This is a genomic window from Pseudodesulfovibrio sp. lm2024 (assembly GCF_051175575.1).
Taxonomy (GTDB): domain Bacteria; phylum Desulfobacterota; class Desulfovibrionia; order Desulfovibrionales; family Desulfovibrionaceae; genus Pseudodesulfovibrio; species Pseudodesulfovibrio caledoniensis.
Window position 1 is genome coordinate 414,949 of the sequence record NZ_CP195092.1, and the last position, 12,822, is coordinate 427,770.

Here is a 12,822-nt window from a genome sequence, read left to right on the forward strand (position 1 = left end):
AAAGGAGCCTCATATGCTCGATCCCAACACCCGCCATCCCATGGTTCTGCCGGACGGCACGGTGGTCAAGACCGTGGTCAACCTGAACCAGGTCATCGACCATCCGCGCATGGAGATCGGCGATTTCAGCTACTATTCCAACTTCAACCCGGTGGAGGACTACGCGGCGGCCATCGCCCCGTATCTGTTCCCGCTCAGCCCGGAGCGGCTGGTCATCGGTCGGTTCGTCCAGATCGCCCATGGCGCGGTCTTTGTCACCAGCTCGGCCAACCACGCCACCCATGGGTTCTCCACCTACCCGTTCTGGAACTTCACCATGACCCCGGAGACCGGGTTCGACGAGGTCAAGGCATTGTTCAACATGCCCGGCCGCAAGGGCGACACGGTCATCGGCAACGATGTCTGGATCGGTATGGAGGCCGTGATCATGCCCGGCGTGACCATCGGCGACGGCGCGATCATCGGCGCCCGCGCCGTGGTCTCCCGCGACGTGGAGCCCTACACCGTGGTCGCTGGCAACCCGGCCCGCGAGATGCGCAAGCGGTTCGACCAACAGACCGTGGACAGGCTTCAGGCCATCCGTTGGTGGGACTGGCCGCTGGAGAAGATCATGGCCATGCGCGACGCCATCTGCGGCGCGGACCTGGATGCTTTGGAGGGCTGAGGGTTTTAAATCAGAAAGGGAAGGCCGCTTCGCGGCGATTGTCGGGTGACTTCGCCTCCGGCGGGCAGCCCCAGCTCTTAGCGAGTCTTCGCGCTCTAGAGATGGCGACAGCAGAGATAGGGTTCGCACCCTTGCATCCCATATTGCGCCTTTGGCACGGAGACAGTGTAAAAAAAGGCCGCCGGAATAATCCGGCGGCCTTTGTCATTCCGATGTATGGATCGGTCTACGCGGACTGGGCGGCCTGTTCCTTGTGGAACATGCGCTTGGCCAGGTAGATGAACGGGGTGTCCAGGGCGGCCACCACGAACTTGATGAGGTAGGTGGACAGCAGGATTTCCAGGAACACGCCCACCGGGAACACGCCCCAGAAGGCGATGACGCAGAAGATCGCCGAGTCGAGCAGCTGGCTGACCATGGTCGAGGCGTTGTTGCGCAGCCACAGGTGCTTTGCGCCGGTGCGCTCGCGGATGGCGTGGAAGGCCCAGACGTCGTGCAGCTGGGAGACCAGGTACGCGGCCATGGAGGCCAGGGCCACGCGCGGCATGAACCCGAACAGCACCTCCAGGTGCGGCTGGGCGAAGTCGTCGGCAGCGGGCTGGAACAACAGCGCGATCTGCATGTACGCGACCATCATGACCAGGGTCACGAACCCGAGCAGCACACCCTTGCGCGCCTCTTTCTTGCCGTAGAATTCACTCAAGAGGTCCGTGGCCAGGAACACGCTGGCGTACAGCACGTTGCCCAGCGTGGTGGTCAGCCCGAACAGCTGCACGGTCTTGAGCACCTGGATGTTGCACAAGAGCAGGTTGAAGACCATCAGCCCGAACAACCCGACCTTGCCGAACAGCCGGTACACCACCAGGACCATGCACAGGTCCACCAGTGCGAATAGAATCCATAATGTCTCGTTCATGAGGGGTGACTTGCCCCCATTTTGGGGGAAGGTCAAGTTTTGAGTGGGGGGCGGCTTGGGATAGCGGGCCATCTGCACATTTTTCGGGGGCAAGACAATCCTCACGTAGACGGCTACGCTGCGGTTGCCTTGCCCCCGAGAAAATGCACAGCTGACCCACTCTCCCAAGCCTATTCCGAGCGCGGGGAGAGAGCCGCTGTCGGGTGGCCGCGCTACCCGAATCGCTCCGAAGAGGTAAAAAGAAGGGCACGGCTTGTGTTGCAAGCCGTGCCTCTCATCAATTTTGAGTGAAGTGGGGCGAGAACTGGCCTAGCCTTTTGTGACCAATCCGTAGTTCTTCTTGCCCTTGCGGATGACCAGGAGTTCTCCCGCGATGAAGTGGGTGTCGAGAATCTCGTCGCCCTCCACGCGGTCGCCGTTGATGTACACGCCGCCGCCCTGGATGTCCTTGCGGGCCTGGCCCTTGGACTTGACCAGGCCGAGGTCCACCAGCATCTGGGGCAGGTCGGGCACGTCGCCCGGGGCGTAGCGCATGGCCGGGGCGGATTCCAGGGCCGAGCGCAGGGTGGCCGGGTCGATGGCCTTGAGGTCGCCCTTGCCGAACAGGGCCTCGGTGGCGGCCAGGACGCGCTCCAGTTCGTGCTTGCCGTGGATCATGGTGGTGACCTCTTCGGCCAGCCGTTTCTGGGCCACGCGCAGGTGCGGGGCCTCCTCGGTCTGCTTCTCCAGTTCGGCGATCTCCTCCTGGTTGAGGAAGGTGAACAGCTTGAGGAACTTGATCACGTCCGCGTCGTCGGTATTGATGAAGAACTGGTAGAAGGCGTAGGGCGAGGTCAGGTCCGCGTTCAGGTACACGGCGTTGCCCTCGGACTTGCCGAACTTCTTGCCGGAGGCCGTGGTGATCAGCGGGAAGGTCAGGGCGAACGCCTCGGCCGATTCGCCGTCTACCGCGTAGCGGCGGCGGATGAACTCGCAACCCGCGGTGATGTTGCCCCACTGGTCGCCGCCGCCGATCTGCAACCGGCAGTCGTGGTTCTTGTAAAGATGGTAGAAGTCGTAGGACTGCAGGATCATGTACGAGAACTCGGTGTAGGAGATGCCGGTCTCCTCGCGGCCGATGCGGCCCTTGACCGACTCCTTCTGGAGCATCCAGTTGATCGTGAAGTGCTTGCCCACGTCGCGCAAAAGCTCGATGCAGGTCATGTCCTTGGTCCAGTCGTAGTTGTTGACGATGGTCGGGCGCTCGCCGGTGTTGCGTTCCACGAAGCGGCGCACCTGGTGCTTGATCAGTTCGAGGCGCTCGTCGAGCTTCTCGGCGTCGGACAGCTCGCGCTCCTTGTCCTTGCCCGAGGGGTCGCCGATGCGGCCCGTGGCCCCGCCCATGAGGTACAGGGGGTTGTGGCCCGCCTTCTTCATGCGCACCAGGCAGAGCAGGGGGACGAGGTTGCCCACGTGCAGGGATTCGGCGGTGGGATCGAAGCCGCAATACATGGTGGCTCCGGGCTCGGACAGATACTCGCGCACCTTGTCTTCGTCAGAAACCTGATTGATCAGCCCCCGCCATTTCAACTCGTCGAAAATATTCACTTTAGTCCTCGTTTATGTGGGTTGACAGTGGTTCAGGGCTAGCCTTCCCGCTGGAAAGTAGCCATGGATACCGCCTTGCCGGTGCTCTCATCTATGTCAAAAATCGCGCCTTGTAAAACCCCGGGGCCGGTGGCCGCTTCCAGTTGCCTGGGCAGGCCGGTCAGGTAGCGGTCCAGGATGATCTCGGGCTTCATGCCCAGGCAGGAGTCGGCGGCCCCGCACATGCCCAGGTCGGTCAGGTACCCGGTGCCGCCGGACAAGACCTTGGCGTCGTTGGTCTGGACGTGGGTGTGGGTGCCGACCACGGCCGAGACCTTGCCCTCCAGGAAGTAGCCCATGGCGATCTTTTCGCCCGTGGCCTCGGCGTGGAAGTCCACGATCTGCACCGGGATGTCGGCGGGCAGCGCGTCGAGCACGGTCTCGGCGGCGGCGAACGGGCAGTCTATGGGCGGCATGAAGGTCCGGCCGATGAGGTTGATGACCGCCACCGGCGGGAAGCCCTCCTTGCGGAAGACGCGCACGCCCGAGCCGGGCAGCTGCTCCGGGTAGTTGTGCGGGCGCAGGATGCGGCCGTCCCCGTCGAGCATGGAGTAGAGGTCCTTGTACTTCCAGATGTGGTTGCCGCCGGTGATGCCGTCCAGCCCCGCCTTGAGCAGCTCCTTGGCGTGTTTGGCCTTGAGGCCGTACCCGCCGCTGGCGTTCTCGCCGTTGGCGAAGATGAAGTCCAGGGACTCCTCGTCCCGGATGCGGGCGAGGTTGCGGAGGACGGCCTTGCGGCCGGGCACGCCTACGATGTCGCCGAGAAAGAGAATGCGCATGACGCTCCTTGGGATGGTGCGAAGGGTTTGCCGACCGCGATCGGCGAAATGTTGTGCTGGGCGGTCAGAGCCGCTGGAAGACCGTGGGGGCCACCTGCCGGATGGGCAGGGTCATGCCGGACAGGCTCTCCGAGTGGCCGATGAAGAGGTACCCGCCGGGCTGCAGGTTGTTGCAGAACTTGTTGAAGAGCACTTCCTGGGTGGCCCGGTCGAAGTAGATGACCACGTTGCGGCAGAAGATGATGTTCTGGCTGTTCTGCAGCTTGAAGTCCTCCATGAAGTTCAACTGCTGGAACGAGACCTTGTTGCGCAGGATGGCGTCCATCTTGACCAGCCGCTTGTCCTTGGACTTGAGCATGTACTTCTTCTTGTACTGCATGGGCACGTCCTCGACCTTGTCCATGGAGTACACGGCCCGCTTGGCCTCGGCCAGTATCTTCTGGGAGATGTCCGTGGCCAGGATGGAGAAGTCGAACCCCTGGCGCGAACCGCCCCACTCGTGGAGCACCATGCCGAGCGTGTAGGGCTCCTCGCCGCTGGAGCAGCCCGCCGACCAGATGCGCAGGGCCGAGGACCGGCCCACGCCCCGGCTCCACAGCTCGGGCAGGACGATGTTGTTCATGATGTCCCAGTGCTTGGGCTCCCGGAAGAAATGCGTGGTGTTGGTGGTGACCACGTCGATCAGGTGCGTACGCTCCTGTTCGCGTCCGGCGTCCGAGAAGACGTAGTCGCAGTACTCCTTGTACCCGGACATGCCCAGGGCGCGCAGCCGCTTCTGGAACCGCGACTGGAGCAGGACCTTCTTGGAGGGCGGCATCTTGATGCCGAGCTCGGACTGGATCAGGTCGCTGAACCGCTTGAACTCCGCGTCGCCCATTTCGGAACGCACGAGGTTCATGGACTGGTCCATGGCCTTCTTGAGCATTTGGTTGGTCGGGTCTGTGCTGCGGCTCATGTCTGTCAAGGCTCCGTTTGCTGCCGGGTGCAGTGACGCAACCATATAGGATCATCATATTCGTGGGCTATGATTTTTTTCGAATATGTGGCCGAAGAGGGAAAAAGCGCACCCGGAGATTCCCCCGGGTGCGCATCGGAATGCCTTATTTGGCGTAGCCCACGGCCCGCTTCTCGCGGATGACCGTGACCCGGATCTGGCCGGGATAGGTCATGTTGTTTTCGATCTTTTCGGCGATGTCCTTACAGAGCACGTAGGTGTTCTCGTCGCCGACCTTCTCGGAATCGACCATGACGCGGATCTCGCGTCCGGCCTGGATGGCGTAGGCCTTCTGCACGCCGTCGAAGCCGGTGGCCAGCCCTTCCAGCTCCTCGAGACGTTTGACGTAGTTCTCGAGCAGCTCCTTGCGCGCGCCGGGCCGGGCGCCGGACAGGGAGTCGGCGGCCTGGACCAGGTTGGCCAGGATGGACATGGGCGGGGTGTCCTCGTGGTGGGCGGCGATGGAGTGGATGATCTCCTTGGTCTCGCCGTGCTTCTTGGCCAGGTCCGCGCCGATGATGGCGTGGGGGCCTTCGATCTCGTGGTCCACGGCCTTGCCGATGTCATGCAGCAGCCCCGCGCGCTTGGCCTCCTTCTCGTTCAGGCCGAGCTCGGCGGCCATGACGCCGCACAGGAAGGCGACCTCCATGGAGTGCTGGAGCACGTTCTGTGAGAAGCTGGTGCGGTAGTGCAGGCGGCCGAGCAGGTTGATCAGCTCGGGATGGATGCCGTGCACGCCCACGTCGAAGGTGGCCTGCTCGCCGATCTCTTTCAGTTTGGTGTCCATCTCGCCCTCGACCTTGCGGACGATCTCCTCGATGCGGGCGGGATGGATGCGGCCGTCGTGGATGAGACGCTCGAGCGCCTGCTTGGCCACCTCCCGCTTGAGCGGGCTGAAGGCGGACAGGACCACGGTCTCGGGCGTGTCGTCGATGATCAGGTCCACGCCGGTGGCCGCTTCCAAGGCGCGGATGTTGCGGCCCTCGCGGCCGATGATGCGGCCCTTCATGTCTTCGGAGGGCAGGGTCACGGCGGTCACGGTCTGTTCGCCCGCGTAGTCGCCCGCGTAACGCTGCAGGGCCAGGGAGAGAACCTCCTTGGCCTTCTTGGAGGCGTTTTCCTTGGCCTCCATCTCGATGTTGCGGATCATTTTGGCGGCTTCGTGCCGGGTGCGGGATTCGATCTCCTTGAGCAGGCTCTCCCGAGCCTCCTCCACGGTCAGGCCGGAAATCTCCTGGAGCTTGCGCTCGTGCTCGTCCGCTTTCAGGGTCAGGTCCTCCTCCAGCTCGCTCAGGTGTTTCTCCTGTTTGATGAGCTGCTTTTCCAGCTCGACCACCTGGGCTTCCTTGTCCGCAACTTTTTCACGCTTGGCGTCGAGGCGCTCCTCCTTGGAGTGGAGGCGCTTCTCCTCGTTCTTGAGCTGGCTCTCGCGGTCCTTGAACTCGCGCTCCAGCTCCTTCTTCTGATTGAAAATCTCGTCCTGCGCCTGGAGACGCGACTCCTTCTTCAGGGCCTCGCTTTCCTTGCGGGCCTCTTCCACGATGCGTTCCGCAAGCCCCTTGGAGTCGGAGACCTTTTTGTCGGTGATGTATTTGAAAAGGATTATCCCGACGGCGAGGCCGAGGATCAATGCACCGCCGACCATGGCGATTTGGGGTAACATGTGGTTCTCCTTATTTATGTTAACAGGCTTTTGAACAGGCGGCCTGTTTCCGCCGTGCCGCGTTGAAGAGCACGCAACAAAGACGCACTCTGCCCTGAAGGGAAGAGAGGAGGGTGGTTTCGGATATGGCTGTAGGGTGTATATCGCCGCCCGAAAGCGCCGGTCTTTGCCGGTCGGGCGGAGTATTTAAATCCCCGGGAAGCCGTGTTGCCTGTATGTTTTGAACCTGGCATGTCCAGGTGGGCATGACTCGCGCGCCTTCAGGCTTCCCGGTCGAACCGGGCCTGCTCACCAGCACGCTGGAGTCGTCGCCCTTTTTCAGAGCATTGGCTCAATAACACTCCGGGCAATCACGCACGCCCCAGGGTAATTCCTTGCCGACCTCGGCCCCGCCCAATTATCGGCTCGGGTCCGTTGAGGTCTTTTCCAAAATCTCTCCGATCTTCCCTTCCAGTCGCTTCAGTCTATCCTCGGCGACCAGATAATCGTCCGCCAGGCTCAGAAGCAGGTACGTGAGCAGCTTTTCCTTGCTGATGTCACCGGCTCCGGAAACAAGCTCCTTGTGCTTGTTCTCGATAAACGCCTGTGCGGCCTCGATACGGACATGGTCCGCATCCGTCTTGAAGGATATCTCGAGTCCCATCAGGGTCAGCGTGTAACGCGGCATCGTGATCCACTATCATTCCAGCTCGGTTTCGATCTTCTCAAGCAGGGTGTCGATACGCGATTCGATGTCGGTACGCAGACGCCTCTCGGCCTCGGCCTCCTCCCTCAAGCGCTCATTTTCTTCTTTCAGTTCCGCAATTTTATTCAATAATCCGTTGAAACGCTCTTCAAGCTTGGCAACTAATTCCATATCTTTTATCTATGCTTTTTTCGGGTCCAAGGCAAGATTTCTTTCCACAGTTATTTGAAGGGTTTTCCACCGCTCACTCGTTTCTCTTCAGGCTCCGTTTCAGGTTGACCTGCTTGCCTCTGGCGATGCCGGTCTGGTTGTCCGGCACGTCCTTGGTGATGGTGGACCCCGCCCCGATCAGGGCGTTGTCGCCAACGCTCACCGGGGCGACCAGGGCGGTGTTGGAGCCGATGAACGCGCCCGCGCCGATCCTGGTCGTGAATTTGTTCTTCCCGTCGTAGTTGCAGGTGATGGTTCCGGCCCCGATGTTGGCCCCGGCTCCGACCACGGTGTCGCCCAGGTAGGTCAGGTGGCCGGCCTTGGCCCCTTCGCCGAGGGTCGCCTTTTTCATCTCCACGAAATTGCCGATGCGCGCGTTTTTTTCAAGCTTGGCGCCGGGCCGCAGCCGGGAATAGGGCCCCACGGTCGCGCCCTCGCCCACCTCGGCCCCCTCGATGTGGTTGAATTCGCGGACCACGCAACCTGCGGTGAAGGTCGCGTCGGTGATGTGGTTGTACGAGCCGAGTTTGGCGCCGGCGGCCACTCTGGACGCGCCGTAGATTTCGCAGTGGCCGAAGATTTCCGCGCCGGGCTCGACTTCGGTTTTGGGGCCGATGATCACGGTGGCGGGGTTGTGGATCAGCACCCCGGAATCGATGAGTTCGTCCACGATGCGGGCGCGCAGGGTGTTTTCGGCGTTGATCAGCTCGCGCGGGGAGTTGATGCCCATGAGCGAGATGTCGTTGCCCGCCTGGACGCCGTCCACGGACAAGCCTTGTTCCACGGCCAGCTCGACCAGGTCGGTGATGTAGTACTCGCCGGATTTGTTGGCGTTCTCCAGCTTGTGCAGGAGCGGTCCGATGGTCGCGATCTTGAGCAGGTAGATGCCCGCGTTGACCTCGCCGGTGACCGGCCCGTGCAGGGAGAAATCGTAGTCCTTGGCCTCGACGATGGCCCGGATCCGGCGCTCGGGGTCGCGGACCACGCGGCCGAACGCCCCGGTGTCGCGCGGGGTGATGGTCATGAAGGCCAGGTCGCAGCACCCTTGTGCCGCCACCAGCCGGTCCAGGGCCTCCACGGTGACCAGGGGGGTGTCGCCGTTGATGACCAGGCAGTGGGTGGCCCCGGTTTTTTCCACAGCCTCCCAGGCGACCTGCAGGGCGTGGCCCGTGCCGAGCTGCTCGGCCTGCGTGACGAAGCGGTCGGCCATGGCCGGAAAGGCCTTGGCCACGTTGTCGGCGTCGTGCCCGACCACGGTCAGGACGTTGTCGCGGACGATGGGCGCGAGCGCCTCGTACACGTAGAAGAGCATGGGTTCGTTGAGCAGGGTCTGCAACACCTTGGCCTTGGGCGAACGCATCCGCGTCCCCTTTCCGGCGGCCAGCACCAGGGCGGTCGTCTTGGTCTCGGGCATTCTGTTCTCCGTATTGGGTTCCTTGTACCGTTATGCCGGGGATAAATTACTCGCTCGCAAGGGAAAGGACAAGCCCCCTCGGCAAAATAGCGTTAAGTTGTCGGACAGTTCCGGCGGCAGTGCCCGCATGTCCCGGAATCCATGCCGCATCGTCCGCACCGATGCCCAAAAGACCACCCCACCACCCCCGCGCCACCCGCGAAGCGGCACCAAAAAATTTAGGAAGGGAGAGGGGATGGGGGGCGGAGACGCTCAGTAGGCCAAGCGGCCCAGGGATTTCATGATCAGGGTGCAGCCCATGGCGAACATGCCGGTCAGCCCCATGCCGCAGGAGAAGCCGGCCAGCAGGACCGGGGCGTAGTGCCGCCACTTGGTGCCGTATTTCTTCAGGAAATAGAATCGGCCGAGGAGCGCGCCCACGACCTCGAGGAGCATGCCGTGGGGCGTGGACTGGCCGAGCCCCCGGACCACGCCGTAGACCAGGAGCACGGGCAGGCCGAGCACATTGAGCACGGAGTAGAGGATCAGCCCCAGGCCCAGGCCGGACAGGACCACCGGGCCGGACAGCGCCTCGAAGAAGAGGGAGTTGCCGTCCAGCGTGGAGGTCTGGAGCAGCAGGGAGTTCAGGGCCTGGAGATGCCACAGCTGCTGGGCGAAGGGGTACTCGGGCGAGGGGATGGGCGCGAGCTGCCAGAGGAACTGGGAAAAGAGCAGGGAGGAGACCATGACGATGGGGAAGACCAGGATCTCGGCCTTGATGATGCCCCGCAGGCTGGTGCCGGTTAGCTCGATCTGGCGGAACTGGACCGTGGCCTCGCCGTAGTTGTGCACCGGGATGGGCGCGTACCAGATTTCCAGCCCGTGGTAGCCGAAGAACTTGGCCCCGGCGATGAACGAGAACTCGCGGACCATGGGCAGGGCCACGAACTGCCCGGCCACGCCCTCCATGCGCGCGGAGATGTACGAGATGACCGGGGTGTAGACGAAGCCGTAGAGGACGAAGAAGATCCACGGAAAATTGGGCACCAGCCAGAGGCAGAACCCGATGTAGCACAAGGTCGAGAAGACGTAGATGGCGATGGACACCCAGAAGTTGATGTCCCCGCGTCCGGCGGGCGGGTTGAACAGGGCCGAGAAGTCGAGGCCGCCGGAGGAGCTGCGGAAGGATTTGGCCACGTAGTAGATGCCCACCGCGCCGATGGCCAGGCCGAGCCCGATGCCGAAGCTCATGTAGAAGTCGAAATTGTTGGCGAAGACCGTCTCCACCGTGGCCATGCCCGGGTGCCAGCGGTGCAGGATGCCGTGGGCGTAGAGGATCGGGTTGGAGACGATGGTCACGATCAGCCCGAGCAGGCCGCCGATGACCGCCCAGAAGGGCAGGACCATGCCGATGAAGACCAGGCCGAGATCGAACTGGATGCCGGTGGCCACGGCGGGCAGGACGTCCTCGGTGTACCGGGTCATCTCGACCCACGGGATGGGGATGAGCCGGATGGGTTCGGTGAAGAGCAGCCCGGACAGGGCGGGCAGGAGCACGTAGAAGAAGCCGAAGGCCAGGCCGATGACCCCGCCGATGGAGAAGACCCGCCACTTCCAGCCGGTCTTCTTGTCCTCGGTGGATTCGGCCAGGGCCATGGTGCCCAGGGCGCCCACCGGGGCCATGGGGAAGGGCAGCTTCTCCACGTCCGAGGTGATCCGGTAGAGGGAGTAGCCCAGGCCGAAGTGGTCGATGCGCTGGACCAGCTGGGAGCCGATGAGCAGCAGGATGGGCACCAGCCAGTCGCGGTGCAGGAAGGTCCGCTCCAGGTAGGAGCCCGAGCCCAGCGCCGGGGCCACCCAGTGGGGAATGAACTCGGTCAGGCCGAGCATGCGCGCCGCGTCGGACTGTACCAGGTACTGGTTCCACAACAGCCCCTGGAACGGCGATGCCAGGGCCGCGCCCGCCATGTAGTAGAGCAGGAAGATTTCCTGTTCCTTGAGGTGGGTGTAGGAACGCTTGGCGATCTCGGCGAACAGGATGATGGTCACCCAGCGGGCGGCCGGGCCGATGCCCTGGCCGATGACCAGCTGCAGGTACATGGAGCCGGGCATCATCAGAAAGCCGATGAAGATGGCCCCGACGATGGTCTTCCAGTCGAAGCCCTCCTCGAACTTCTCCGGCGGCTGCATCAGGTCGCGATATTCTTTCAGTTCCTTGTCGTCGTACATGCGTCAGGCTCCGTCAGGCGCTATCTGTACCGGTCGAGTATGGTCTTGAGCGAGCCGTCCCGCTTCATGGCCGCGATGCGTTTGTTGAAAAGGGGAATATACTCCTCCCAGCCCCGTTCCCTGGGCAGCATGAAGCGGTACCAGGCGCTGTCGAACGGGGTTTCGTCCATGCGAAAGCGCTCGGGGCGCAGTTCCGGATGGTTGCGGAAGAGCCACAGGGTCTCGCTGCGGTTGACCAGGGCCGCGTCCACCCGGCCCCGGTCGAGCATCTCCAGCATCTGGTAGGGCGACCCGCAGTCGATGCGCTTGATCGCGCCTTCCCGGAAGAACGGCTCGAGGACAGGGTAGACGAAATCCTCCATGGCGGCCACCCGCAGCCCTTTTATGGAGGCCGGGGATACGTAGCGCAGCGTGCTGCCCGCCCGGAAGAGCAGGACGTCCTCGTTGAGCATCAGCGGGCTCGTCCAGAGAAAGCGGTCGGTGTCCTCGATCCACTCCCGGGCCAGGAAAGCAATGTCCACCTCGCCGTGATCGAGCATGTCCCGGCCCCGGCGCTCCGGCAGGACCCGCACCTTGAGGTTCAGGCCGAGGGGGGCCGCGATCTCCCCGAGCACGTCCACGATCACGCCCTTGCCATCCGCGGCCGGGTCGCCGATTTGATAGGGGGGCCAGTCCTCGTTGGTCATGAACAGGACGAGGTCGCGCGCGTGGGCCGTGCCCTGGGCGCAGACAAACAGCAGCCAGGCGAAAGCCGCGGCCGCCAGGGCCGGAGCGCGGCGGGATGCGTCGGAGGGCGGGACGGCCCCTGCCTGCCCCGGGTTGCCGGCAAGTTGCCGGTGTCGTGTCGAGTCCTTGTCGTGCATGTGTCGGCGCCTATTTGTACCGGGCGAGTATGGCCTTGAGGCTGCCGTCCTTGCGCATGGCGCTGAGGCGGCGATTGAACTGATCGACCATGGGCTCCCAGCCCCGGTCCCTGGGAAAGAGAAAACGGAAAAGGGCTCGGCCCACGGGCTCGGGGTCGATGCGGAAACGGTGCGGCTCCAGGTCCTTGTTCGTGCGGAGTATCCACCGTATTTCCGTGTGGTTGACCAACACGGCGTCGGCCCGGCCGCGAACCAGGAGCTCGAGCATGGCCTCGGGCGAGGTTGCGTCGATGCGCATGATCCGCCCCTCCCCGAAGTGGTCTTCCAGGGGAGGATAGACGAACCCCTTTATGCAGGCCACGGTCTTGCCGTACAGGGACTCGGGTCCGCTGTATATCTGGGGGCACCCCGCGCGGTAGACGAGCACGTCGTCGTTGTGCATGAACGGGTCGGTCCACAGGAACCGGTCCGGGTTTTCGATCCATTCCCGGGCCGTGGCGTAGACGTCCACCCCCCCGTGGGCGAGCATGTCCCAGCCCCGCTTGTCGGGCAGCCGCCTGAAGGTCACGGTGCAGTCCAGCGGCTCGGTCACGGCCCGGAGCACGTCCATCAGGATGCCGTTGCCCTCCTTCTCCTCCTCAGAGCCGCTGATGAAGTAGGGGGGCACGTCCGCGTAGGCGATGAACATGACCATGCCGCTCTTCCCGATTGCCGACGGAGCGGCCAACGCCATCCCTCCCGCGCCCTCCATGAGCAGCAGGAAAAAGGACAGGGGAAGCAGTTTCAGTATGGCTCGCATG

At 63.2% G+C, this 12,822-nt stretch carries 12 protein-coding genes and 1 other RNA gene; 1 reads left to right on the forward strand and 12 read right to left on the reverse strand.

The features are described from left to right. Positions 1-13: 13 nt before the first annotated feature. Positions 14-664 carry a CatB-related O-acetyltransferase gene (locus tag ACR42D_RS01900; protein ID WP_484565184.1) on the forward strand — a complete coding sequence of 217 codons (651 nt, stop codon included), beginning with the start codon at positions 14-16 and terminating at the stop codon, positions 662-664. Between the two features lie 226 nt (positions 665-890). Here the strand turns inward: ACR42D_RS01900 and ACR42D_RS01905 are convergent, their stop codons facing one another. The 12 genes from ACR42D_RS01905 to ACR42D_RS01960 all read right to left on the reverse strand — a co-directional run bounded on the left by ACR42D_RS01905 (position 891) and on the right by ACR42D_RS01960 (position 12,821). Further along, the gene (locus ACR42D_RS01905) at positions 891-1,580 is read right to left on the reverse strand and encodes a queuosine precursor transporter (RefSeq protein ID WP_484565185.1); all 690 of its coding nucleotides are present in this window, start codon (positions 1,578-1,580) and stop codon (positions 891-893) included. 309 nt (positions 1,581-1,889) lie between these two features. Beyond that, complete coding sequence (tyrS, locus tag ACR42D_RS01910; RefSeq protein WP_484565186.1) at positions 1,890-3,167, reverse strand: tyrosine--tRNA ligase; 1,278 nt, start codon at positions 3,165-3,167, stop codon at positions 1,890-1,892. Between the two features lie 38 nt (positions 3,168-3,205). After that, complete coding sequence (locus tag ACR42D_RS01915) at positions 3,206-3,985, reverse strand: TIGR00282 family metallophosphoesterase (protein ID WP_484565187.1); 780 nt, start codon at positions 3,983-3,985, stop codon at positions 3,206-3,208. A 64-nt stretch (positions 3,986-4,049) separates the two neighbouring features. Next, positions 4,050-4,940, reverse strand: a complete 891-nt coding sequence (locus ACR42D_RS01920) for a CheR family methyltransferase (protein WP_484565188.1) — start codon at positions 4,938-4,940, stop codon at positions 4,050-4,052. A 145-nt stretch (positions 4,941-5,085) separates the two neighbouring features. Then, entirely contained in the window at positions 5,086-6,642 is a 1,557-nt protein-coding gene (rny, locus tag ACR42D_RS01925; RefSeq protein ID WP_484565189.1) for a ribonuclease Y, read from the reverse strand. A 187-nt stretch (positions 6,643-6,829) separates the two neighbouring features. Beyond that, positions 6,830-7,013, reverse strand: a non-coding RNA gene (ssrS, locus tag ACR42D_RS01930) — 6S RNA. Between the two features lie 26 nt (positions 7,014-7,039). Then, positions 7,040-7,309 (reverse strand): cell division protein ZapA, encoded by a 270-nt coding sequence (gene zapA, locus ACR42D_RS01935; RefSeq protein ID WP_484565190.1) that lies wholly within the window; start codon positions 7,307-7,309, stop codon positions 7,040-7,042. Positions 7,310-7,321: 12 nt separating this feature from the next. Further along, positions 7,322-7,498 carry a hypothetical protein gene (locus tag ACR42D_RS01940; protein ID WP_484565191.1) on the reverse strand — a complete coding sequence of 59 codons (177 nt, stop codon included), beginning with the start codon at positions 7,496-7,498 and terminating at the stop codon, positions 7,322-7,324. Between the two features lie 73 nt (positions 7,499-7,571). After that, positions 7,572-8,951, reverse strand: a complete 1,380-nt coding sequence (gene glmU, locus ACR42D_RS01945; protein ID WP_484565192.1) for a bifunctional UDP-N-acetylglucosamine diphosphorylase/glucosamine-1-phosphate N-acetyltransferase GlmU — start codon at positions 8,949-8,951, stop codon at positions 7,572-7,574. A 252-nt stretch (positions 8,952-9,203) separates the two neighbouring features. Next, a complete protein-coding gene (locus ACR42D_RS01950) occupies positions 9,204-11,159 on the reverse strand; it encodes an OPT family oligopeptide transporter (RefSeq protein WP_484565193.1) in 1,956 nt (651 codons plus the stop codon). Between the two features lie 20 nt (positions 11,160-11,179). Continuing rightward, a complete protein-coding gene (locus tag ACR42D_RS01955) occupies positions 11,180-12,022 on the reverse strand; it encodes a substrate-binding periplasmic protein (RefSeq protein ID WP_484565194.1) in 843 nt (280 codons plus the stop codon). Between the two features lie 10 nt (positions 12,023-12,032). After that, complete coding sequence (locus ACR42D_RS01960; protein ID WP_484565195.1) at positions 12,033-12,821, reverse strand: substrate-binding periplasmic protein; 789 nt, start codon at positions 12,819-12,821, stop codon at positions 12,033-12,035. Position 12,822: the final 1 nt, after the last annotated feature.